The organism is Cruoricaptor ignavus (genome assembly GCF_900141665.1).
GTDB classification, from domain to species: Bacteria; Bacteroidota; Bacteroidia; order Flavobacteriales; family Weeksellaceae; genus Cruoricaptor; species Cruoricaptor ignavus.
This window is the reverse complement of sequence record NZ_FQYI01000002.1, coordinates 145776-169064: the sequence shown is the minus strand read 5'-3', so window position 1 is coordinate 169064 and position 23289 is coordinate 145776. Positions and strand designations below refer to the sequence as shown.

The window sequence follows — 23289 nt, the reverse complement described above, 5'->3', positions numbered from 1 at the left end:
TGCAAAGATAGCCTACTTTTCCTTTCGCACCGCATATTTCAGCACATCTTCCGCCACAGCCATCGTGATGTTTTCTTCCGGATATTTGTACTGCAGCAGCGTTTTCATTTTTTTCGCCGCCTTCTTTTTCAGGGCTCGTTTCTTTAATTCAGTTTCCGTGGAGAGAAATTCCTGCACCACATTTTTCTCACATTCGTTCGGTATGGAAATTTTTTTATGGTAAATTTTCGAGAGCCGTTTTTCTTCCGCTATTTTTTCTTTGGCCAAATCTATCGCGGCCTTTACTTTTCGTGCGCATTCATCAGCATCCTGCCGAATTTCCGTTTCCCAAAACCGCAGCACCGTCCATCCATTTTCGCAAAGTTGCTTCGTCACCTTGTAATCCCGCTCAATATTGCGCTCTATTTTATCGTACCAAAATCCGGCATTTGCACCTACTTTATTTCGCCTTTTTTCCCAATCTTTGCCGTGCCAGAAATCCCCGTCTGCAAACACCGCGACTTTATATTTTGCAAAAGTAAAGTCTGGCGTTCCGATTATTTTTCGGTTATTCTTCCTGTACCACAAGCCCTGCGCCCACATTGCCTTACCGAGCAGCACTTCAATCTTGGTGCCCGTCGCTTTATTGCCTTGCATCGCTTTCCGCCGCTGTTCCGGATTCAGGATGTCCATTTTAATTTAATAGCCGAAGCAAAATTACAAAGTAAAAAACAAGGCTGAGTTTTTTGGTTAAGCAGAATATTTATCAGTCATTATAATTTTCTATGTCAGAGTGTTTTACCGAATTATCTGATTAAAAAATATTGTGTCATCGTGTTTTCAAAAAACACTCATCATTTATCAATTATTCTTCCTCAATACTTACCCTTCCATTTCCTTTCCAGCATTTCTTTGATTTTCAGTTCCTTAGAATTATTTCCAGGCTCATAGAATTTCGTGCCGGAAATTTCGCCTGGCAAAAATTCCTGCTCCACGAAATTGCCTTCGTGTGCGTGGGCATACTTGTAATTTTTGCCGTAGTCTAGATCCTTCATCAGCTTGGTTGGCGCATTTCTCAGGTGCAGCGGCACTGGCAGATTTCCTGTTTTTTTCACAAATGCCAAGGCTTCGTTTATCGCAGCGTAGGTGGAATTGGATTTCGGGGAAACCGCAAGGTACACCGCCGTTTCGCTCAGGATAATCCGGGCTTCCGGATTGCCGATTACATTCACCGCCTGGAAACAGGAGTTGGCCATTACCAAAGCATCAGGATTGGCAAGCCCGATGTCTTCCGCCGCCAGAATTACCAGCCTTCTCGCAATAAATTTAATGTCTTCGCCGCCAGCAATCATCCGTGCCAGCCAGTACACCGCAGCGTTCGGATCGGAACCGCGGATGGATTTTATGAACGCCGAAATTATATCGTAGTGCATCTCGCCGTTTTTGTCATACAGCGCCATCGTTTCATGCAGCACCGCCAGCACATCATCGTTGGATATTTCCCTTTTGCTAGAATTTTTATACTGGTTCAGCACTAGTTCCACGGAATTGATGAGTTTCCGTGCATCTCCGCCGGAAGCCTGGATCAGCGCTTCTTTTTCGCTTAAAACAAACGCCGAATTTTCATTTTGGTTAAATTTTTCCAGTGCTTTTTCCGCCACCTCTTCCAGATTTTCATACGAAAGCGATTTAAGGATGTAAACCTGCGACCTCGATAAAAGTGCGGATACCATCTCAAAACTCGGGTTTTCCGTAGTGGCACCTATGAGCACGATCCAGCCCTTTTCCACGGCGTGCAGCAGGGAATCTTGCTGAGATTTGTTGAACCGATGAATTTCATCGATGAATAAAATTGGCGACTGCCCTGAGAAAAGGTTCTGCTTTTTGGCTTCCTCGATGACATCGCGAACATCCTTCACGCCGCTGGAAACCGCGGAAAGTTTGAAAAACTTCCTGCCCGATTGTTCGGAAATTATTTCCGCCAGAGTGGTTTTTCCAGTTCCCGGCGGACCCCAGAAAATCAGCGAATTCAGCGTGCCGCCTTCCAGCATTCTGCGGATGGTGCCGCTTTTCCCCGTCAAATGTTCCTGCCCGATAACTTCATCGAGAGATTTCGGCCGAAGCTGCTCTGCCAAAGGAATATTGCTCAAAACCTGAATTTAAAACTGAGCAAAATTATTGCTTTTTAAAATTTTCGGAATATTTGCCGAATGAAATTTTGAAGGCTGAATTTAAGTCAAGTTTAAAGCCCGCGAAACTCGGAATTTCCATTTCCGCCGAAAAATTTATTTTTGCAAAGCATTGGAACGACTGAATAAAATTATCGCTTTTCCGCTTATAGCCGCTGTTCGCGGTTATCAGATTTTCCTATCGCCTTTGCTCGGGAAAAACTGCCGCTTTACGCCAACCTGCTCGCAATATATGCTACAGGCTGTGGAGATTCACGGGCCTTTCCGCGGATTTTGGCTTGGGCTGAAACGCATTTCGCGCTGCCACCCCTTCGGAAAGGAAGGCTATGATCCTGTGCCTCCAAAAAATTAAACCACTGAAAATGAGAAATTTCCTCTTCAAACTTCTTTCCGCATTCTGCATTGTATTTTCCCTGAAAGTTACCGCGCAGCTTTATCCCGAAGGTGTTTCTGATGGCCGGCTCATTGTTGATAATCAGACGGTTCCGGTGAAAATTTTCTCTACAACAAATTATTCGCGCTTTAGCGATTTCCCGAATGAAGAGACGCGGAATGCGCTGGTGATCGTGAATGAGGACAATTTGTTTTTGGGAAGTGAGGAGAATTTAGCATACACTTCGCGCGTTTTTGAGAATTTCTATGTTAAAGGTTTTCAGCCTCTCTCAAAAGATTTTAATTTTCTTGGTAAAGACCTTTCAGCAGAAGGTCTTCAGCAGGTAAAATATCTGATTAATACGGACAAAGTAATTTCTCCAGGGTCGAATTTGCACTTGGAAACTGAGTACAAAATCTGGGATCCGAAAAAAAGTTTTAGCTTCGGGCCTGTCAGTATCCATTATTACAGCCTGATGTTCATCATCGCCTTTGGTCTTGGTTACTGGATTTTCAGCAGAATTTACCGCCGGGAGAATGTGAATGAAAAATATCTGGAGCCGCTTTTTACGCTCACCCTGCTCGGCACTATTTTCGGTGCTAGGCTTGGGCATGTAATTTTCTACCAGCCAGAACTTTTTAAACAAGATTTCTGGTCTGTTTTTTTGCCAATTCAAACTAAGCCCGAGTTTAAATTCACCGGGTTTTCCGGGCTTGCGAGTCACGGTGCAGCCATTGCGCTGATAGGCACTACGCTTTATTATGCATTTAAAATCATTAAGAAAAACCCGCTGTGGGTATGCGACAGGATAGGGCTTGTAGTGGCGCTAGGCGGAGGTTTTGTGCGTCTTGGGAATTTCTTCAATTCGGAAATCATCGGTAAGCCGGTGGCGGCGTCCTCACCATTTGCAGTACTTTTCCCGCAAATGAGCGACGAATACGGGCTCACGGTGCCGCGCTACCCAACGCAGCTGTTCGAAGCCTTCGGGTACTTTTGCCTGTTCCTCGTTCTCTGGCTAATTTACCGATTCACCGGGAAAAAATATCAGCAGGGCTGGCTTTTCGGTTTCTTTTTCCTCGTGCTCTGGTCTATCCGGTTCCTTATAGAATTTTTAAAGGAGCCCCAGGGCGAGGAGTTTATTACTTTTGGCGGGCTGAATACGGGGCAGGTGCTTTCCCTGCCGTTTATGCTGGCAGGCCTGGCAGTTCTGATAATGTCCAGAAAATTCCCTACCACTCCGGAGGAAACCGCTAAACCCGAATACCCGGCACAAACGCGCGAACGATAACCAGATTAAAGCCTTGTACCGCTTACAATTTCGTAAGGCGGCTTATTTTTCTCAAAAATTCTGGTAGTATGCGGGCCTTCCACGGTTAGGCTCTCCCCCCGTTGCCGCAGCCAGTTGCCTTCCCGAAGACCGATAACGGTGGTGTCGTTTTGTGTTAAAAATTCTTTGATCCTGGTCTCCCTGGTCTCGCCGTTATGTTTAAGTTCTGGGTTGGGATCGAGGTAATGCGGGTTCAGATTATAAGGAATAATCCCCATGCAATCGAAGCTTGGCGGGTACACGATGGGCATATCGTTGGTGGTTTTCATACTCACCCCCGCGAGGTTGCTGCCGGCGCTCGCCCCGAGATAGGCTTTCCCGCTCCTGATATTTTGTTTTAAAACCTCCATCAGGCCGTGTTCGTGCATCGTTTTTACCAGCAAAAAAGTATTGCCGCCGCCGGTGAAATACCCCTGCGCGGAATTGAGCGCTTCCGCAGGTTTATCAAACTCGTGAAGGCCTCTGGCACTGATGCCCAGCTCAGCGAAAAATTTCTGTGCCTTCGCGGTATATTCCTCGTGGGAGAGCCCGGAGGCGCGGGCATAGGGTATAAAGATTATTTCATCCAGTCCTTCGAAAAGGTACGCGATTTCGTTTTTAATGTATTCGAGATAATTTCCGCCAAACAGGGTAGAAGTGGAGGCAAGCAAAAAATTCATTCTGGAAAAGTTTATTCAAATTTAGATGTAAAAAATCAAAGCGTAAAATCTTTGCCCCAGTTTTCCTCAATCACATCAAAAATAAATTGCGGACAGCGGATGATTTTTTTCTTTTCCGAACTGAAGAAAAAAAGTGTGGTCTGCGCCTCGGTGATTTTTTCATTTTTTTGATTAAAAATCTCATACTCGAACTCGATTTTCACGCCGGGCTTTTTTGGTATTCTGGTATGGATGTACAGAATATCATCATAAAAAGCCGGCCTTAAATACTTGATTCTGAACTCCGAAACGGGCAGCCAGATGCCGCGCTCCTCCAGCCCCGAATAGGGTAGCCCGAGGCTCCGGAGGAGCTCCACCCGGCCAATCTCAAAATACTCGGCATAGTTGCCATAGTATACATACTTCATAGAATCTACTTCGCTGTATCTTACTCGTAATGTGGCAGTTGCGCTTATCATTTAATATTATTTTAATCCTACATACAAATATATTTTTTAAAAATCAATACCGCAAAAACTTTTTTTGATGAGATTAATCTTTCATATTTGTGGCATCGAAAAGTGAAAGTCTTTTAGCAGAATTTTGGGCGGTATGGATCAGGAATTAGATTTGATTTGGGACAGGTGTCTGGCATTTATGCGGGACAACCTGAACGCGTCCGAAGCTGACGACGACTTGCGCAGGCTTGAGAAGTCTTTCGATTTGCTTTTTGATAAAGTGAAACCCGTATCACTCGTGAACGGCAACCTCACGCTGCTGGTACCCTCTGATTTTTATAAGGAGTATATTGAGGATAATTACATTTCTCTGCTGGGCGCCGCCCTACGGAAATATATAGGCCGCGGGGTGAAGCTCTGGTATTCGGTGATGGAAAATAAGCCCTCAGGCGAGGGGCGGCCGATAACGCAGAACTTTAAGGGAATTTCTACTCCGGCGCCGAAGCTACAGGAAGTGATGCCTGTGCCAAAATCTCCTGTGAACCCCTTCGCTGCGCCCGGCATACGGAAAATACAAATAGAATCCAACCTGAACAACAGCCTGTCTTTTGAGAATTTTGTAGAAGGAGAGAGCAATAAGTTTGCCTCCACTGTTGCGAAATCGATTGCGAAAAGACCGGGGGCTACAGCGTTTAACCCGCTGTTCGTTCACGGAGGGGTGGGCGTGGGCAAGACGCACCTCGCGCATGCCATTGGGCTGGAAATCAAAAATAATTTTCCGGATAAAGTGGTGCTGTACCTGTCTTCTGAAAAATTCATCCAGCAGTTTATCTCCGCGGCGAAGGCTCAGAATAAAACGGATTTTCAGAATTTTTACCAGATGGTGGATACTCTGATCATCGATGATATTCAGTTCCTCTCCGGAAAGGCGGCTACGCAGGACAGTTTTTTCCATATTTTTGATTATCTCCACCAGAACGGCAAGCAGATCATCCTTACATCGGACAAGGCGCCGGTGGATATCCAGGACATCCAGGAGCGTATCGTCTCCCGTTTCAAGTGGGGGCTTTCCGCGGAGGTGAGGTCTCCTGATTTCGAGACCCGCCGCAAGATAATTGTCGATAAGCTCAGCCGCGACGGCATTGTATTGACCGATGACATGGTGGACTACCTAGCCGGGGAGGTGAATTCCAATGTGCGGGAGCTGGTGGGCGTCATCAATTCCGTGATCGCTTATTCCACCATTTACAAATCGGACCTGAGCCTGGAGCTGCTGAAGGATACTATCAACAAAATTACTTCCAGCCAGAAAAAGGTCATCAATATCCCTTACATCCAGGAAGTTGTGTGCGAGTATTTCGGAATCCGCAGAGAAGATCTGCTCTCGAAATCCCGGAAAAGGGATATAGCGCTGCCGCGACAGCTTGCGATGTATTTCGCGAAGGAGTACACCAACGCTACTTTTTCGAAAATCGGCGAGGAAATGGGAGGCAAAGACCACAGCACCGTGATGTACGCCTGCGACACCATCAAGGATATTTCCAAGGTAGATAAAGAGGTAAGAAAGTATGTGAAGGATTTGAATGACCGGATCAAGCGGTGATCCGCATAACAATTTAATTTATGTAAATTTTTTACTATGAAAATCCTGATGGTATGTCTTGGGAACATTTGCCGCAGCCCGCTAGCGGAAGGGCTTCTGAAGAAAAAAGTGCCGGAAAGTTTTGAGGTGGATTCCGCGGGCACGAGCGGCCAGCACGAAGGAGAAAATCCTGATAAACGCAGCGTGGAAACTGCACGGAAATATGGCCTCGATATCTCCCAGCAAAAATCAAGACCGATAAGTGCTTCTGATTTCGAGTACTTTGACAGGATATATTGTATGGACAAAAACAATTTCCGGGATGTGCTGGCACTCGCCGAGAATGATGAACAAAGGGAAAAAGTGAGCCTAATTGTCGCAGATGGGGAGGTCCCGGATCCGTATTTCGGGGGTATGGAGGGTTTTGAAAAAGTTTATGCCCAGCTGGACGAAGCTACAGATAAAATCGCCGCGGAGCTTTTGGGATAATATGCTTTACCTTCTTCCCGCCTATCTTTCGGACACATCGCCAAGAGATTTTTTTGCGCCGGTAATTTCAGAAATAATTGAAAAAACCAGTTTTTTTCTTGTTGAAAATGAGAAAACTGCAAGAAAAGTTATCAAGTTTTATTGTCCTGAAAAAAAACAGTCCGAGCTAAAGCTTTTTCTCCTTAACAAATACACTGAAACCACCGACCTAAAGGAGGCCCAACAGTTGATGTTGGAAGGCGAAGATTTCGGTTTACTTTCAGAGGCGGGTTTGCCTTGCATTGCCGATCCAGGCAGCATTATCGTAAGATGGTGCCACCAGAATTCCGTAAAGGTAGTGCCGGTAAACGGGCCATCTTCCATTATTCTTGCCTTAATTGCCAGCGGACTCAACGGGCAGAATTTCACTTTTCACGGCTACCTCCCGATAGATAGATCTGAGCGCCGAAAAATCATACAAAATATTGAAAATCAAGTGGATAAAACCGGCTATTCGCAGATATTTATGGAGACACCTTACCGAAACAACCAGCTGATAGAGGAACTAGTAAAAACTCTGGGGCCAGGAACACAGCTCTGCATAGCTGCAAATATAAATCACCCGACGGAGGAACTTATCCTTACAAAAAAAATTAGCCACTGGAAAGAGGCCAGGGCAGACTACCATAAAATTCCTGCGATATTCGTAATCGGGAAGTGATTTTTTAGCATAAAAATTGCTTAATTTGCAACACTTAAAATTTTTGATATGCAAGAAAAAAGATTGGCCGGTGTATGGCTGGATGGGCAAAAGGCTATTGTAGTAAAAAATCACGACGCGCAGAGTGCGTTCAAATTTTTCCTTTGTGATCCTGTGAAGAGGGATGTACAGCACGGAAATTCCAACGAGAATGCCGCCAACAACCACGAGCAGACATCTAAAAATAAATTTTTCAAAGAAATAGAAAAACTGCTCACCAATACTGAGGAGCTTTGGGTTACGGGTCCCGGCACTGCGCAGGAAGAATTAAAAAAACATTTGCACGAGACTGCTCAGTTTAAAAATTTGAAGGTCTCTCTCGGAACTGCCAGCAATATGAATGATCAGCAGGTTTTGGATGCCGTAAAGGAACATTTTGGAGAATAATAAGATTCAAGCCATTTAAAAAAATAATCCTTCTGCCTTTGGCGGAGGGATTTTTTGTTTGAATTTTACTATGTTTATGCTATGAAATTTTCATCGAATTTATTATTCATATTTGCTACCGCCAGTATTTCTGCACAAAATTTACCTCAGAAACTGGATCAGGCGGTAAAAACCTTTCTCTCTGCTGATGCCGCTTATGCATCGAATCTTTCATTTTATGTAAGCGATGATAGCGGGAAGATGATCTATGAATATCAGGGGAATAAAGGTCTTACCACGGCATCTACGCAGAAAATTTTCACTGCGGCAGCCGCTCTGGAAAGCCTTGGCAAAGACTACCGTTACGAGACTACCGTGAGCATAAGCGGCAGGGTGGTGCAGGGCGTGCTGAAGGGAGATTTAATTTTATCTTCCAACGGCGATCCTACGCTCGGCAGCTGGAGGTACGAGGGCTACAGACCCAAGGATTTTCAAAAAAAAATTATAGAAGCTATTAAAAATCAGGGGGTTACAAGAATTGATGGCAATATCTTTCTTGATGATTCTTTTTTTGATTTCCAGGTTGTCCCTGGAGGCTGGCCCTGGAATGATATGGGCAATTATTACGGGCCGGGCGTTTGGGGCATCAACTGGCGGGAGAACCAGTTTGACCTGAACCTACGCGGCAGCCATATTTTGGGCACGAATGTAGAGCTGCCCAATGTGGTATGGGTCAATGATTTGAAAACCGCAGGCTCCTCGGACCGCAGCATCATCTATACCGCGCCGCACTCGCCGGTGGCGCACATATCGGGCACCCTGCCGAACAAGGCGATTACCGTAGCGGGCGCCATGCCAAATCCCCCGCTTACTTTGGGGAATGAAATAAGTAATTGGTTAAAGGAGAGCAAGATAGAATTTGGCGGTGAAATTATTTCAGCAAGCGCTCAAAGGATTGCAAATCAAAAGGTTACCAAATATCCTGATGCAAAAATAATATTGACCTACCCATCGCCCCCGATGGAAAAAATTGTTTATTGGTTTTTGCGGAAAAGTGTGAATATGTATGGCGAAACCTTAGTAAAAACTTTTGGCAAGGAAAATAAAGGCGAGGGCAGTTTTTCTTCCGGGGTGGAGTGGCTTAAGGATTTCTGGAAAGCCAAAGGTATCAAACCACAGATGATCAACTTCGCTGATGGCTCTGGGCTTTCGCCGCAGAACTATGCCTCGGCAAGGGCGGAAGTACAGGCACTTCTCTGGACAAAAAAACAGCCGTGGTTCGCAACCTTTTATGAAGCATTGCCAACACACGGGATTGGCATAAAGGCCAAAAGCGGCACGATGAGGAATACTAAATCCTACGCTGGATACCACAATGGATATGTATTTTCAATCATTGTGAATAATTACCAAGGAAATGCTTCGGAATCGCTACTAAAGATTTTATATAATTTGAAATGAAACCGCGGTTTTATTCAAGAATCGGCAGTTGGCTTGTTTTCCTCGTCCTTACGGCTATCATTGGGGGCGTCATCTTGGCGAGCCAGTTTCTGATCGATTATTTACGAAAAGAAGAGACCCGGCGCATACAGCTTTTCGCCAAGGCGATGAAATATCAGCAGGAGGAAAATCTTGACCCGGCTGCCCTCGACCTTATTCTTGAAATTTCCAACAGCAATACCACCATACCGGTGATTGTTACGGATGCTTCCGGGAACCCTTTGGGGGAAGATATGATGAAAAATATACCGGCGGATGCGATGCGGGATCCACAAAAAATACAGCAGCTGCTTGCGAAAATGAAAAAGACTTATCCCCCTTTTATCATCTCTCTTCCGGAAGGTAATCAGTATGTATATTACAATAATTCCTTGCTGCTGAATGCTCTCCGATACACACCTATCTACTTGAGTATCATCGGTTTAGGATATCTAATTTTTACATTTTGGTTCCTCAGCACTGTGAAGAAAACTGATGAGGGATTTCTTTGGGCAGGCCTGGCAAAGGAGACGGCGCACCAAATCGGCACGCCATTATCATCAATGATTGGCTGGATTGAGATTCTCCGACTGGAAAGCCCTGAAAATGAAGCAGCTAACGAGATTGAGAAGGATATCGACCGGCTGACGACTATTACGGAGAGATTTTCAAAAATTGGCTCAGTACCGGAGATAAACGATTTAAATCTTTCAGAAACAATTTCGCAAAATTATGAATATTTAAAAAGGCGGATTTCGGCAAAAATTGATTTTCAACTACATATGCCCGCTGATGAAATACTTGTTCCGCATAGCAGAATTCTAATGAGTTGGGTCATTGAAAACTTGGTGAAAAATGCCGTTGACGCTATGAAAGGCAGCGGTGTTCTGAAAATTATCATATCCTCAAAAAATAATAAAATTTTTATAGATTTTACAGATTCAGGCTGCGGTATGTCGCGCCGGCAGGCGAGGTCGGTTTTTCGTCCGGGATTCACTACCAAGAAGCGGGGGTGGGGCCTCGGTTTAAGTCTGGCCCGCCGCGTTATTAATGAATATCACAAGGGCGAGCTTAAAGTCTTACAAACTGAAATTGGGAAAGGAACTACTTTTAGAATTGTGCTGAGAATCAGGTGATTGCCATTAATTATTGATACAGAATTTTATATCATTTTCCAGTTTTGACCTTATTGCTTTATCTGTTTTCCTGAATTAATACAATCATGTCCTGCTTTTAGGTTTAAAAAAACAGGTTCTTTTACCTGCCGGAATTCTACGAGATTCTCCGTGTTAAACCTTGTAGATTTTCCATCTATAATACGAATGTGCTGCCAATTTTCATTTGGGCTTATCCATTGATTTTCATTTAGTTGCAGAGGTAAATTAAATCCTTGAACCACATTCTGATAGCGGTAGTACAGTCTGCCTTCTTTAGTGAAAAATTCAAGCACGGGGATGTCGGTGGTTCTGAGATATTGATCGAAAACTTTGGAAAAATCTATGCCTGAATTTTCGCTAATGTATTTTTCAATTTCCTTTCCACTAACGGTTTTGTGATGAAATTTCTTGCTAATTCCTCGAAGAATAGTCCTGAAATTTTCATCATCATCTATTGCCGTCCTAATGGTATGCAGCATTGCGGCCCCCTTCCAGTACATATCGCTGCTGCCGGAATTTCTCACTCCGAACCGTCCCTGTATCGGCCTGTCGTTCAGAATGTTTTTCCGAATTCCGAGGATGTACTTGCGGGCATCATCTTTAGAGAAATTTTTCTCGATAAAAAGCGTTTCGGAGTAGCAGGTAAAAGCCTCGTGAATCCACATATCCGCAGGGTCGCTGGCAGTTACGCTATTGGCAAACCATTCGTGACCGCTTTCGTGAACGATGATGAAATCCCAGAGATTGCCTACCCCCGTACCGCTCCAATCCTTGCCAAGGTAGCCGTTTTTGTACCCATTTCCGTACGCCACATTGCTTTGGTGTTCCATCCCAAGAAATGGCGTCTCCACGAGTTTGTAGGAATCTTCATAAAATGGATACAGACCAAACCAGAATTCCATAGCTGCGAGCATAGGTTTCACCTGCTGAAACTGTTTTTTCGCCTTTTCTAAATTCTCGCGCAGCACCCAGAAATCTAAGTCCAGTTTTCCTTTTTCGCCAAAAAACTCATCTTTAAAGTTTACATAATCTCCCACAGAAGGCGCGATGGAATAGGCGTTGATGGGATTTTTTACCTGCCAGCTCCAGATTTTCTTATCCCTTGTCTCGGAAGTTTTTATAAGTCTTCCATTCCCTATGCCTACTAAATTTTTTGGAGTTAAAATATTAATAATCAGCCCGTTATCCGGTTCATCGCTCCAGATATCCTTTATGGGGAGCCAAAGTGATGCTCCCGCTGCTTCCTGGGCTACTCCGATAAAAGGCAACCCATTAGAATCCTGGCTAAAAACCCAGCCGCTGTCCCACGGAGCATTTTCCGAATTTTTAGGTTTTCCAGAAAATTCAATTTCGATGATAAATTTTTCTCCTTTCTTAAAATTTCCTGTACTTTCTATGAAAATAAAATCTCCCTCGCGCCGGTGGCTGAATTTTTTGTCCGCTGTTATTAGTTTGTACCTCATCGGCTGCATAAGATCGATCTGAAAGACTGGATTTTTCACATTTTTCTCAATTTCAAAAGTGATAATATTTTTCCCTTTCAGACTTTTATTCTGAAAATCAGGCTCTACGGTTACCTCGTATTTTTTCACATCCCAAAAATCCCGGAAACGCGTATTGGAGCCCTTCAGACTGTCTGTCTTCGTGAAATTTTGCGCAAAAACCAGTTTGGAGATTAATACTAAAGCTGTAAAATGCTTTTTGGTGAAATGCATTTTTTCGGATAAAAATTATTGATTAGTGGTGGAAAGCTTTGCTCTTTCTGCTATCTCCCGCTTTTGAACTTTTCTGTAAGTTCGGCTTGCCATTAAAATGCTGAACTCGTAAAGCACCAGCAGCGGGAACGCCGCCGCCAGCATGCTGAGGACATCCGCAGGCGTCACTATTGCAGCCACTACCATAATCAAGACGATGGCGTGACGGCGGTAGGTTTTGAGAAATTTTGGGGTGAGGATGCCGATGTTTACGAGGAAGTAGACCAGGATCGGGAAGAGAAACAGCAACCCCATCCCGAGCACAATCTGAAGGAAAAGCGTGGTGTAGTCCGAGAGGTCAAAAAGCTGCGTGATCCTGTCTGATACTGAGAACATTAGCCCAAAATTAATGGCAAAAGGCAGGATGAGAAAATACCCGCACAGAACGCCGCAGATAAAAAGTATCCAGACAAAGTTGATTAAAAAGGTAGAGTTTTTCCGCTCATTTTCATGCAGGGCAGGGCTTACGAAGCGCCAGATTTCCCAAACAATGTACGGAAATGCCGCCACCATTCCGCCGAAGACGGATACCGCCATCATTACATTAAACTGCTGCAGGAGCGTTTTCTGCTGTATGGCAAAGGTCCCAGGAATCGTGACGCTGTCTTGCCCCGTGAATTTCCTGGATAGCGCGTTCACAAGCCGGAATGTAGGGAAATCCTGGCGCGTAGGCCCGAAGAAAATGGAATCCATAATCCATTCAATATTGAAACCCACCAAAATACCTCCAATCACTATGGCAATAATGCAGCGGATCAGATGTCCGCGCAGCTCTCCGATATGCCCCATGAAGGACATTTCTTTATCCTCGTTCACATTCAGGAATTAGAGTGCGAATTTACAAATTAATTTATGCCCTCGTCCAGAAGGCGATGAAGGTCTATAATGCCTTTGTACTCGCCATTTTCTGTAACGAGCAACTGCCCGATGTTATATTCCTTCAGTATCCTCAGGGCGGTTTTGGCAAGCTCGCCAGACTCGATGGTTTTCGGTTTTCTGCTCATGATGTCTGATGCAGTTATATTAGTTATCTCCCTGTTATTCAGCAGCATACGGCGCAAATCTCCGTCTGTGATCACCCCAGTAATTTTCCCCTCATAGGTAACGGCGGTGATGCCGTGCCGCGAACTGCTTATTGCGATGATCACATCCCTGACGGGCGCAGATTCTTCCACCTGAGGCTTGTTTCCAGAGAGAAACTGGGCGACTTTTGCCGTTAAATTTTTCCCAAGGCTGCCCCCAGGATGGAATTTTGCAAAATCCTCATTTCCAAAATTTTTCATCTTCATCAGGACGGCTGCGAGGGCATCGCCAAGAGCCATCTGCACGGTGGTGGAGCTTGTGGGCGCAAGGCTGTTCGGGCAGGCCTCTTTTTCCACAAAAGTATCAAGGATGATGTCCGAGGCTTCCGCAAGTTTGCTCTGTAAATTGCCCGTCATACCGATCAATGCAGAAGAATAGGCCTTCAAATACGGCAAAATATTGACGATCTCCGGAGAGTTGCCGGAGTTGGAGATGCAGAGCACCACATCCTGCGGCTGGATGATGCCAAGGTCCCCGTGGATGGCTTCCGCAGCGTGCAGGAACTGGGAGGGGGTGCCGGTGGAATTGAGTGTGGCAACGATTTTCGCAGCCACATGTGCGGACTTCCCGATCCCTACCACCACGAGCTTTCCCGCGTTACCGGCGATCATCAGAGCGGCACGGGCAAAGCTGCCATCCAGTCTTTTCACTAGCTTCTCGAGTTCTGAGATTTCAGTCTGGATGGCCTTCTTTGCTTCATCTAAAATTTCATATTCTTTCATGCAATTTTTTTACATTAACCAAAATTAATATGGAAAATTTTTCTGATAATTTAATTTTTTATTAACTTTGGAATAGTGCAAATTTAGAAAATCAAATTTGCCTTCATAAGATGAAGAGTTTAGATTTAAAGAAAGAACTTAAAAGACACTTCGGGTTTTCGGCATTCAAAGGTCAGCAGGAGCAGATAATCTCCTCGCTTCTCCGCGGGAATGATGTTTTTGTATTGATGCCTACCGGCGGCGGAAAGTCCCTGTGCTACCAGCTGCCGGCACTGATATCCGAAGGTACTGCCATTGTGGTCTCGCCACTCATCGCACTTATGAAAAACCAGGTGGATGCAGTGAACGGTATTTCTGCAAATGAAGGGGTAGCGCATGTGCTAAATTCTTCTTTAAATAAAGCCCAGATCTCGCAGGTTTACAATGATATACGCTCCGGAATCACGAAATTGCTTTATGTAGCCCCAGAGTCTTTGGTAAAGGAAGAGTATGTAGATTTTCTGAAGACAGTCAATATCTCATTTGTCGCGATAGATGAGGCACACTGCATCTCTGAATGGGGGCACGACTTCCGCCCGGAATACCGCAACCTGAAGTACATCATTGAGCAGATTGCTAATGTGCCTGTAATCGCATTAACTGCCACTGCGACGCCGAAGGTGCAGGATGATATTCAAAAAACGCTGGGCATGCCGGATGCAGTGGTTTTTAAAGAAAGCTTCAACAGGCCAAATCTTTTTTATGAGGTACGGCCCAAAGTGAATGTGGACAAGGAGATTGTAAGATTCATCCACCAAAATAAGGGTAAATCCGGGATCGTGTACTGCCTGAGCCGAAGAAAGGTGGAGGAGTTTGCGCAGCTGCTGCAGGTGAACGGCATTAATGCACTGCCTTACCACGCCGGCCTTGATCAGAAGACTCGTATAGCCAATCAGGATAAATTCCTGATGGAGGAATGCGATGTAATCGTTGCCACCATTGCCTTCGGAATGGGAATAGATAAGCCGGATGTGCGCTTCGTAATTCATTATGATTTTCCAAAGTCGCTGGAGAGCTATTACCAGGAAACCGGCCGCGCAGGCAGGGATGGCGGCGAGGGCTACTGCCTTGCATTTTACGACCCTAAAGACATTGAGAAACTTGAAAAATTCCTTGCCCAGAAACCGGTATCCGAAAGAGAAATCGGGCTGCAGCTGCTGAATGAAGTCGTGGGCTATGCGGAAACCTCGATGAGCAGGCGGCAGTATATCCTTTGTTATTTTGGGGAAGAATACGATCCAAAAAACGGGGCAGGCGCGAAGATGGACGACAATTCCCTAAATCCGCCGGTGATGGAGGATGCATCTGAAGAGCTTCGCAAAGTTCTGGAAATGGTGAAAAAGCTCGACCAGAAATTCCGCACCAAGGATCTTATAAATGTCCTGGTTGGGAAGGAGAGCCCGGTGACGAAGTCTTACAAACTGGAGTCGCACAAGCTCTTCGGGAGCGGTAGCAAGCACGGGGAGAATTTCTGGAAAACCGTAATCCGCCAGGCGACGGTACAGAATTTCCTTCAGAAAGACATAGAATCCTACGGCGTTTTAAAACTCTCAGAAAAAGGAGAAAAGGTATTGCAGGGTAAAGAAAACCCTGAGTTTGCCATCGCCGAGGACAGGAAATTTGATGTGGAACAGAAAAAGGTAGAAGAGCCGACACTAATGCAGAGCAGCGGGCTGGATGAAAATCTCTTCCAACAGCTGAAAGAGCTTACGAAGTCGGTAGCAAAAAAACACGGGATACCGCCTTATACAGTCTTTATGGACCCGAGCCTGGAGGATATGACGGTACAATATCCCGTAACCGTGGAGGAAATTTCCAAAATCTATGGAGTAGGAGACGGGAAGGCAAAAAAATATGGAAAGGAATTCGCCGATTTTATAGCAAAATATGTGGCGGAAAATGATATAGAGCGTACACAGGATCTTGTTCTACGGCAGGTTGCCAACAAATCTTCCCACAAGGTTTTCATTATTCAGAATACGGATAAAAAAATAGATCTGGAAGATATAGCGCGCGCCAAGCATCTGAGTATGGATGAGCTGCTTAAGGAGATGGAACGCATTGTATATCAGGGTACTAAGCTCAATATCGACTATTATATCGAGGAAAATATAGACGAGGATCTTGTGGAGGAATTTATGGATTTTATGAAGGATAGCGAGAGCGACAGTATGAAGGTGCTCACCGCAGAATTTGGCGAAGACCTCAGTGACGAAGAACTTAGGATGCTGAGAATCAAGTTTATAAGTGATGTGGCAAACTAACAGATGAAAAAAAGCATCATTTTCATTCTGCCCGACTTGGAATCCGGCGGTGCTGAAAGGGTGGTGACGACCATCGCAAACGCCCTCCCACGAGAAAAGTTTTCACCAAAAATAATGCTGCTGCGAAAGGAAGGCGCATATCTAAAACTTTTAAAAAATGATGTAGAAGTAATAGACCTAAAAACGCAGCGAATAAGAAATGCACTCTTCCCAATATTTAGGGAAATACAGAAACGCCGTCCGGACATAGTTTTCACGGGCTTTGGAGAAGTGAATGCATACCTTTCGCTCTTCGTAAAATTTTTTCCGAAAACCAAATTTATTGCAAGAGAAACCAATGTGGTTTCAAAGCATGTAACCCGCCCCGAAATTCGTTTTTTTTATAATTTCTACAATAATTTTGATAAAATTATATGCCAGAGCGATGATATGCGGATGGATTTAATTCAGGAAATTGGGGTAAAACCTGAAAAGTTAATTAAAATTAATAATCCTGTTGATATAGATTTTATCGAGAATAAACTTGCCTGCTCAGAAAAGCCGGAAAGTTTCAAAGAGGACTATAGGAATGTAGTTGCCATCGGAAATCTATCTCCACGAAAGGGTTTCGATAATCTCTTAAAAGTTTTTACACATTTAAGAGATGAAAAAATTATGCTGCACATACTTGGTGATGGTAGGGACCGAGAAGCTCTGCTCGCATTGAAAGATGAGCTTAAGTTGGTAAATATAACTTTTCACGGCAGGCAGGAAAATCCCTACCGATATTTAAAATTTGCCGATTTATTCGTGCTGTCATCCCGCTATGAAGGTTTTCCGAATGTGCTTTTGGAAGCGGGAGCCTGCGGAATTTATTCTCTCGCTAATAATTGCCCCGGAGGTATTAATGAGATCATACAGCCGCACATTAATGGTGAAATATCTGATATTACGGATGATATAAATTTTGCAAGAAAATTAGTTGAATGTCTAAAAATTCATAAAAACCCTGAAATTATTAAAAACTCTATAAAATCCAGATTTTCTAAGGATGTGATAATGCAAAAATATGAAGATGTGCTGTCTCAATTTTAAGTACTTGCCCTTCTGAAGTTTTGCAATAAATTCCTAAATTAGCCCAAAAATTTTAATAAAAATAATACAATGAGTAAATATGATGTTGTGGTGATTGGCGCAGGCCCCGGCGGATATATTTCCGCGATCCGCTGTGCACAGCTTGGTTTTAAAACTGCAATCGTGGAGAAGCACAGCAAGCTGGGCGGCACCTGCCTGAATGTGGGCTGTATCCCGAGCAAAGCCCTTCTGGATGCATCTGAGCATTTCGAAAATGCAAAGCATAATTTTGCGGAATTCGGTATCGAAATCGGTGAGCCAAGGGCGGATTTGGCAAAAATGATTGCCAGGAAAAACAGTGTGGTGGATCAGGTAACTAAAGGCGTAGAGTTCCTGATGGATAAGAATAAAATCACGGTTTATTACGGCTTGGGCAGTTTTGAAAATTCGAATAAAATCAAAGTCAGCAAGGAAGATGGATCTTCCGAGACCATCGAAGCAAAGTATACCATCATAGCGTCCGGTTCTCAGGCTAGTTCTTTGCCCTTTGCCCAGTGCGATGGCGAGAGGATCATCACTTCTACAGAAGCACTAGAGCTGAAGGAAATCCCTAAGCATCTCATCATCATCGGCGGCGGCGTTATCGGTCTTGAACTTGGTTCTGTTTACAAAAGATTAGGGTCAGAAGTTACGGTCGTTGAATATGCTGACCGCATTATCCCGGGAATGGATGGCACGCTGTCCAAGGAACTTCAAAAAGTCCTGAAGAAACAGGGGATGAAATTTAACCTTCAGACCGCGGTTTCTTCCGTGGAGAGAAGTGGCGAAACCGTAAAGGTAACAGCGAAGGATAAAAAAGGCGAGGAGCTTAGCTTCGAGGGCGATTATGTACTTGTTGCCGTGGGCAGGAAGCCTTACACGGAAGGGCTTGGGCTGGAAAATGCCGGGGTGGAGCTGGATGAGCGCGGCAGGGTAAAGGTAAATGACCATCTGCAGACCAATGTTCAGAATATCTATGCAATTGGCGATGTGGTCCGCGGAGCAATGCTGGCCCACAAAGCATCTGAGGAAGGCGTCCTCGTCGCGGAATACCTCGCAGGACAGAAGCCGCACATAGATTACAACCTGATCCCTGGAGTAGTATATACCTGGCCGGAAGTGGCAGGAGTTGGGAAAACTGAAGAGCAGCTGAAGGAGGAAGGCATAGCTTACAAAGTGGGCTCTTTCCCAATGCGCGCACTCGGCAGGAGCCGTGCTTCGGGCGATACGGACGGACTCGTAAAAATTCTCGCAGATGAAAAAACCGACGAAATTCTCGGCTTCCATATGATTGGCGCACGCGCTGCGGATATGGTGGCAGAGGCGGTGGTAGCTATGGAGTTCCGCGCCAGCGCAGAGGATCTGGCAAGAATTTCCCACGCACACCCAACCTACGCCGAGGCGGTGATGGAGGCAGCGCTAGACGCTACCGGCAAGCGCGCTCTGAATATGTAAAAAATTTCAAATAAATAAGCAACAGGCCTGATGAGCTTCGGCTCGTTAGGTCTTTTTTAATTTTAAAAAATGGAACCGGGAAAAACACAAACTCTTAAAGTTATAGAAAAAAATAATGGCGGTTTCCTCCTTCAGGACGCTGCCGGGCAGGCGGTTTTCCTCCCAAAATTTTTTGCCGAGGTTACTCTGGAAGCCGGTGACGAAACCGAGGTATTCATTTACCAGGATGATGGTGAGCTGAAGGTAACCAACGAGAAACCCTTTGCCGAGGTAGGTGAGTTTGCGGTGATGACCTGCGTGCAGACATTACCGAGCGGGGCATTCCTCGATTGGGGGATCATAAAAGACCTCTTCGTGCCGTACACCCAGCAAAAAATGAAAATGGTAGAGGGGAGAAAGTATCTCGTGTATGTTTACCTCGACGAAGATACCGGCCTGGTAACGGGCACCGCGAAATTCAAACGAAATGCCACATACAAAAACCCAAATCTAAGACGCGGGGAAAAAGTGGAGCTCATCATAATTGGACAGGGGGATCTGGGCTGGAATGTGGTCATCAACCAGAAATATCTCGGGCTGATCTATTTCTCTGATGTCTATAAAGATCTAAGGCCGTTGTCGGAGGAGGCAGGCTACATAAAAGAGATCCGTGAGGACGGCAAGATTGATGTAACTCTGCAGCCGGCGGGTTTCGAAAATGTAGATGAATTTAAAACCAAAATCCTTAAAAAACTGGAAGAAAACTACGGCTTGCTATATCTTTCGGATAGATCCTCTCCCGAAGAAATAAAGGATGAATTACAGATGAGCAAAAAAAATTTTAAAAAAGCTGTAGGCAGTCTTTACAAAGAGAAGAAAATTGAACTATTGGAAGATAAAATCCGCCTTTTGTAAAATAAATCTTTAATGTTGTGTGATTGAAACTTTTATTTAAATTTGTATAAGAACATTTTAACGAAACTTTTAATTATTCAACAAAAATGAAGAGAAATTACAGAATTGCTGTGGCAGCCCTCTTCCTGAGTGCTGCGCTTCAAGCTCAGGATTATTCAGAAATTATTCAGAATTATCTTGATAAAAATGAGGACTTTAGGTATTCAAACCTTGAAAACAGGCAGTTTCAAATCGGTAACCAGGACAAATCTGAGAGCCTTGGCGGGACGGTGCTGTATGTGCAGCAGACATTTGGCGGAATTCCTGTTTACGGCGCCGGTGCCTCTGCCGTGGTAAAAGATGGGGAAGTGGCGCATTTTAGCGGGAATTTCAGCAAGGGCACGCCTACGGAGGCGCAGCGAAACAGGAAAATTTCCAAGGAGGCTGCCTACTCCTCCGTTTTGAATAAAATGCAGCTGCAGGAAGGAGATATTCTAAAAATTCATAATGGGAATCTTGCAGAAGAAGTGTATTTCCCCGTAAAAAACAGTCTTGTCCTTGCCTACAATTTTGAATTTGAGGAAAAAAGTGGGCAGGTGTGGAATGTTGTTGCCGATGCCTCTTCGGGGAAAATCCTCCTGAAAGACAGCCTTACTTATTCCTGCAGTTTTGCCGATGAAGATGCTCACCAGGAATTTCACAATTCTCAAAATCGCATCCTCCCGGAAAATAAGCCCTCCGGGAAATCTAATCTTTTCGCTGCTGAAAGTGCTTCCTATCGGGTATTTGCGCTACCTTTAGAGGCGCCCACCTTCGGCGGAAGAACGCTGGTGACTAATCCCTGGGATTTGGAAGCATCCCCTAAGGGCTGGCACGAGGACGGTGGGAGAAAATATACCACGGCACGCGGGAACAATGTTTTCGCTTATCTCGACCTGGATTCTGTAAACCCTACCTTGGGGCAGACTACCGCAGATGGCGGTGCAGAGCGCGTTTTTGATTTCCCGCTGGATCTTAATCAGCACCACAGCACCTATGCGGACGCAGCCATCACCAATGTGTTTTATATGACGAATATGATGCACGACATCACCTACCGCTTCGGCTTTACAGAAAGCGCGCGGAACTTCCAGTACACCAACTTCACAGGGGAAGGGAAGGGGCTGGATCATGTACTGGCGGAAGCCCGGGATGGTAACGGCGCATCTGACAAGTTAAACAATGCAAACTTTTCCTCGCCACGGGATGGCTTCAGTGGCAGAATGCAGATGTACCTCTGGTCGCCAACCAAGATAGACAGAGTGTTCTATAACAGCCCGGAGAATTTTAAAACAAGAAAGCCGGTAACCCAAACGGCAAGCTTCGGGCCTGCGCTTACTGCGGAGGGCGTTACCGCCGGCATCGTCCCTGCAGAACCGAAAAATGGCTGCGGAGAAATTACCAATGATTTATCAGGCAGCATTGCCCTAATAGAAAGGGGCTCGTGCAACTTTACGGAAAAAGTAAAAAACGCCCAGAATAAAGGAGCCGTGGCAGTGATGATCTATAACACAGCTACAGGATCCTGGGGTGGTATGGGCGGTTCTGATGATACAATAACCATCCCCGCGGTGATGGTGCAGGCCGGCGAGGGAGCGGCAATCCTGGAGCAGCTGAAAAAATCTCCGGTGAATGTAACCATTAAGGATGATAAAAGCACCTACATCTACCGCGACAGCGATTTTGACAATGGTATCATCGCCCACGAATATGCGCACGGCGTCTCCAACCGGCTTACCGGCAGCGGGGTGGGCGCGCTAAGCACCGCCTATGCCAATGAGCAGATGGGCGAGGGCTGGTCTGATTTCTTCACGCTGATGCTCACCAACCGCCCGGGCGCTACTGCTTCCGTAGCCCGCTCGGTTGGTACTTATGTCAACGGAGAAGGCGTGAACGGTGGCGGAATACGCCCCGCGAAATATTCCCCGGATTTCAGTGTTAATAATTTCACCTATGGCAAGACAAACGGTATGTATTACAAAAACGCGGCTGGAAAAACAGTGCCGGATGTGCACGCCATCGGTTTTGTATGGGGTACTATGCTTTGGGATTTACATTGGAAATATGCCGAAAAATACGGGTATCAGTCCAATGTTCTTGCCGATAAAAACTCCGGAAGCGCGCGCGTGTTTCAGCTGGTGATGGACGGTATGAAGATTCAGGGCAATTATCCGAACTTCGTATCCGGCAGGGATGCGCTTATTGCTGCGGATGAAATTGCCACAAAAGGTGAAAATAAATGTTTGATATGGGAGGTTTTTGCCAAAAGGGGCCTTGGAGTAAAAGCAGACCCGGGTGTTACCCAACCCAATTCTGATACCGCGGAGGATGTAATGGCAGCACTGAACGATCAAAAGGAAGATTTCACGCTTCCTGAAAGCTGCATATTATCAGCTGCAGATACCGCCGCTACGGCATCGTTTTCAGTTTATCCGAACCCTGCGAAGGACAAAATTTCTATTCGCTTTACAGCGGGGTATGCAGGAAAAACAGATATAAAGATCTTCGACGCATCTGGAAAACTGGTACTTCAAGACCAAACAGATCACTTGAAAGATGGGATAGATGTGGCAAGACTACAGCCAGGTGTGTATATACTGAAAGCTGAGAATCTCGCCGGGAAATACACAAAAAAAATTGTAATCACCCAATAGGGATATGCTAAAAATAAAGAACCGCCTCAGTTTTGCGGCGGTTTTTTATTTTTTGGTAGCCCCGCCAAGAATCGAAACTAACTTTGCAAAACATTGGTAGTCAATTATTTATGAATTTATAAAATAATTTTGGAACGGATTTTAGAACGTGCAACAAGATTAAACATTTTTTAGGCTGTGATTTTAGTGGGGTTTTGAACGGTTTTAGGAAGCGGTTTATTCCAAATTTTTGCCCACAAATCTGAGCAGGAAATAAACGCTTCGAACGCTTGCCATACTATCAGCGCCAAAGAAAAAAGGATAGGATCAGCATCTGCGGAAATGACGCGAAGATAAAGGGCGGAGGTTTCCTCAACTTTGGGGACATCTAATGCGCGATGCTACGAAGGATTGCGTCCGCACAAAATCGGCAATGAAATCAGGATTTCTGTTTGGCGTTTCGGGATGCCCACCACGATGCCACCGATGCGAAAAACGGCAATTTTTTCTGCACCAAAATGGCTAACTTTTGATTAACTAATGGTTAACTAATGAGTAA

General features: G+C 45.1%; 20 protein-coding genes. 13 read left to right on the top strand and 7 right to left on the bottom strand.

The genetic code is table 11. From position 1 onward, the window contains the following. Positions 1-12: 12 nt before the first annotated feature. Together BUB43_RS03190 and BUB43_RS03185 are read right to left on the bottom strand one after the other, a co-directional pair. Positions 13-672, bottom strand: coding sequence for a very short patch repair endonuclease (locus tag BUB43_RS03190; protein ID WP_073178273.1), 660 nt, complete (start codon positions 670-672; stop codon positions 13-15). Positions 673-854: 182 nt separating this feature from the next. Next, positions 855-2129, bottom strand: coding sequence for a replication-associated recombination protein A (locus BUB43_RS03185; RefSeq protein WP_395858360.1), 1275 nt, complete (start codon positions 2127-2129; stop codon positions 855-857). Positions 2130-2289: 160 nt separating this feature from the next. Between BUB43_RS03185 and yidD the strand changes: the two genes are divergently transcribed. Beyond that, positions 2290-2520, top strand: a complete 231-nt coding sequence (gene yidD / locus BUB43_RS03180; protein WP_260200463.1) for a membrane protein insertion efficiency factor YidD — start codon at positions 2290-2292, stop codon at positions 2518-2520. A gap of 418 nt (positions 2521-2938) precedes the next feature. After that, positions 2939-3829, top strand: a complete 891-nt coding sequence (lgt, locus tag BUB43_RS03175; RefSeq protein WP_073178598.1) for a prolipoprotein diacylglyceryl transferase — start codon at positions 2939-2941, stop codon at positions 3827-3829. A gap of 5 nt (positions 3830-3834) precedes the next feature. On the opposite strand, the gene pepE is transcribed toward lgt, so the two are convergent. After that, positions 3835-4527: a dipeptidase PepE gene (pepE, locus tag BUB43_RS03170; protein WP_073178267.1), complete on the bottom strand. Its 693-nt coding sequence runs from the start codon at positions 4525-4527 to the stop codon at positions 3835-3837. 35 nt (positions 4528-4562) lie between these two features. Further along, positions 4563-4985 (bottom strand): acyl-CoA thioesterase, encoded by a 423-nt coding sequence (locus BUB43_RS03165; protein ID WP_073178265.1) that lies wholly within the window; start codon positions 4983-4985, stop codon positions 4563-4565. Between the two features lie 133 nt (positions 4986-5118). On the opposite strand from BUB43_RS03165, the gene dnaA reads away from it, so the two are divergent. From dnaA to BUB43_RS03135, 6 genes are all read left to right on the top strand, one after another. Further along, the gene (gene dnaA / locus BUB43_RS03160) at positions 5119-6567 is read left to right on the top strand and encodes a chromosomal replication initiator protein DnaA (protein ID WP_073178264.1); all 1449 of its coding nucleotides are present in this window, start codon (positions 5119-5121) and stop codon (positions 6565-6567) included. A 36-nt stretch (positions 6568-6603) separates the two neighbouring features. Then, positions 6604-7035 (top strand): low molecular weight protein-tyrosine-phosphatase, encoded by a 432-nt coding sequence (locus tag BUB43_RS03155; protein ID WP_073178262.1) that lies wholly within the window; start codon positions 6604-6606, stop codon positions 7033-7035. A 1-nt stretch (position 7036) separates the two neighbouring features. Further along, the gene (locus BUB43_RS03150) at positions 7037-7735 is read left to right on the top strand and encodes an SAM-dependent methyltransferase (protein WP_073178260.1); all 699 of its coding nucleotides are present in this window, start codon (positions 7037-7039) and stop codon (positions 7733-7735) included. 48 nt (positions 7736-7783) lie between these two features. Further along, positions 7784-8161, top strand: coding sequence for a hypothetical protein (locus BUB43_RS03145; RefSeq protein WP_073178258.1), 378 nt, complete (start codon positions 7784-7786; stop codon positions 8159-8161). An 81-nt stretch (positions 8162-8242) separates the two neighbouring features. Then, positions 8243-9601 carry a D-alanyl-D-alanine carboxypeptidase/D-alanyl-D-alanine endopeptidase gene (dacB, locus tag BUB43_RS03140; protein WP_073178257.1) on the top strand — a complete coding sequence of 453 codons (1359 nt, stop codon included), beginning with the start codon at positions 8243-8245 and terminating at the stop codon, positions 9599-9601. Next, positions 9598-10755, top strand: coding sequence for a sensor histidine kinase (locus BUB43_RS03135; protein WP_073178255.1), 1158 nt, complete (start codon positions 9598-9600; stop codon positions 10753-10755). Before dacB ends, BUB43_RS03135 begins: the two co-directional genes overlap by 4 nt. Before the next feature lie 50 nt (positions 10756-10805). Here the strand turns inward: BUB43_RS03135 and BUB43_RS03130 are convergent, their stop codons facing one another. Genes BUB43_RS03130 through BUB43_RS03120 form a run of 3 tightly spaced genes read right to left on the bottom strand, consistent with a single transcriptional unit; the run spans position 10806 to position 14335 of the window. After that, positions 10806-12491 carry a M1 family metallopeptidase gene (locus BUB43_RS03130; protein ID WP_073178253.1) on the bottom strand — a complete coding sequence of 562 codons (1686 nt, stop codon included), beginning with the start codon at positions 12489-12491 and terminating at the stop codon, positions 10806-10808. Between the two features lie 15 nt (positions 12492-12506). Further along, positions 12507-13346 (bottom strand): twin-arginine translocase subunit TatC, encoded by an 840-nt coding sequence (tatC, locus tag BUB43_RS03125; protein ID WP_185113759.1) that lies wholly within the window; start codon positions 13344-13346, stop codon positions 12507-12509. Between the two features lie 29 nt (positions 13347-13375). Further along, positions 13376-14335 carry a KpsF/GutQ family sugar-phosphate isomerase gene (locus BUB43_RS03120; protein WP_073178251.1) on the bottom strand — a complete coding sequence of 320 codons (960 nt, stop codon included), beginning with the start codon at positions 14333-14335 and terminating at the stop codon, positions 13376-13378. A gap of 110 nt (positions 14336-14445) precedes the next feature. On the opposite strand from BUB43_RS03120, the gene recQ reads away from it, so the two are divergent. The 5 genes from recQ to BUB43_RS03095 all read left to right on the top strand — a co-directional run bounded on the left by recQ (position 14446) and on the right by BUB43_RS03095 (position 22751). Beyond that, positions 14446-16638 carry a DNA helicase RecQ gene (gene recQ, locus BUB43_RS03115; RefSeq protein ID WP_073178249.1) on the top strand — a complete coding sequence of 731 codons (2193 nt, stop codon included), beginning with the start codon at positions 14446-14448 and terminating at the stop codon, positions 16636-16638. A gap of 3 nt (positions 16639-16641) precedes the next feature. Next, positions 16642-17712, top strand: a complete 1071-nt coding sequence (locus tag BUB43_RS03110; protein ID WP_073178248.1) for a glycosyltransferase — start codon at positions 16642-16644, stop codon at positions 17710-17712. A 69-nt stretch (positions 17713-17781) separates the two neighbouring features. Next, positions 17782-19185 (top strand): dihydrolipoyl dehydrogenase, encoded by a 1404-nt coding sequence (gene lpdA, locus BUB43_RS03105; RefSeq protein ID WP_073178246.1) that lies wholly within the window; start codon positions 17782-17784, stop codon positions 19183-19185. 69 nt (positions 19186-19254) lie between these two features. Next, a complete protein-coding gene (locus BUB43_RS03100; protein ID WP_073178244.1) occupies positions 19255-20079 on the top strand; it encodes a CvfB family protein in 825 nt (274 codons plus the stop codon). An 86-nt stretch (positions 20080-20165) separates the two neighbouring features. Further along, on the top strand, positions 20166-22751 hold the full coding sequence (locus BUB43_RS03095; protein ID WP_073178242.1) for a T9SS-dependent M36 family metallopeptidase: 2586 nt from the start codon (positions 20166-20168) through the stop codon (positions 22749-22751). Positions 22752-23289: the final 538 nt, after the last annotated feature.

Excerpts from the sequence above, each read along its gene's own strand:
- BUB43_RS03190 (WP_073178273.1), bottom strand. The coding sequence starts at position 672 with ATGGACATCCTGAATCCGGAACAGCGGCGGAAAGCGATGCAAGGCAAT.
- pepE (WP_073178267.1), bottom strand. The coding sequence starts at position 4,527 with ATGAATTTTTTGCTTGCCTCCACTTCTACCCTGTTTGGCGGAAATTAT.
- BUB43_RS03165 (WP_073178265.1), bottom strand. The coding sequence starts at position 4,985 with ATGATAAGCGCAACTGCCACATTACGAGTAAGATACAGCGAAGTAGAT.
- dnaA (WP_073178264.1), top strand. The coding sequence starts at position 5,119 with ATGGATCAGGAATTAGATTTGATTTGGGACAGGTGTCTGGCATTTATG.
- BUB43_RS03155 (WP_073178262.1), top strand. The coding sequence starts at position 6,604 with ATGAAAATCCTGATGGTATGTCTTGGGAACATTTGCCGCAGCCCGCTA.
- BUB43_RS03150 (WP_073178260.1), top strand. The coding sequence starts at position 7,037 with ATGCTTTACCTTCTTCCCGCCTATCTTTCGGACACATCGCCAAGAGAT.
- BUB43_RS03145 (WP_073178258.1), top strand. The coding sequence starts at position 7,784 with ATGCAAGAAAAAAGATTGGCCGGTGTATGGCTGGATGGGCAAAAGGCT.
- dacB (WP_073178257.1), top strand. The coding sequence starts at position 8,243 with ATGAAATTTTCATCGAATTTATTATTCATATTTGCTACCGCCAGTATT.
- BUB43_RS03135 (WP_073178255.1), top strand. The coding sequence starts at position 9,598 with ATGAAACCGCGGTTTTATTCAAGAATCGGCAGTTGGCTTGTTTTCCTC.
- BUB43_RS03130 (WP_073178253.1), bottom strand. The coding sequence starts at position 12,491 with ATGCATTTCACCAAAAAGCATTTTACAGCTTTAGTATTAATCTCCAAA.
- BUB43_RS03120 (WP_073178251.1), bottom strand. The coding sequence starts at position 14,335 with ATGAAAGAATATGAAATTTTAGATGAAGCAAAGAAGGCCATCCAGACT.
- recQ (WP_073178249.1), top strand. The coding sequence starts at position 14,446 with ATGAAGAGTTTAGATTTAAAGAAAGAACTTAAAAGACACTTCGGGTTT.
- BUB43_RS03110 (WP_073178248.1), top strand. The coding sequence starts at position 16,642 with ATGAAAAAAAGCATCATTTTCATTCTGCCCGACTTGGAATCCGGCGGT.
- lpdA (WP_073178246.1), top strand. The coding sequence starts at position 17,782 with ATGAGTAAATATGATGTTGTGGTGATTGGCGCAGGCCCCGGCGGATAT.
- BUB43_RS03100 (WP_073178244.1), top strand. The coding sequence starts at position 19,255 with ATGGAACCGGGAAAAACACAAACTCTTAAAGTTATAGAAAAAAATAAT.
- BUB43_RS03095 (WP_073178242.1), top strand. The coding sequence starts at position 20,166 with ATGAAGAGAAATTACAGAATTGCTGTGGCAGCCCTCTTCCTGAGTGCT.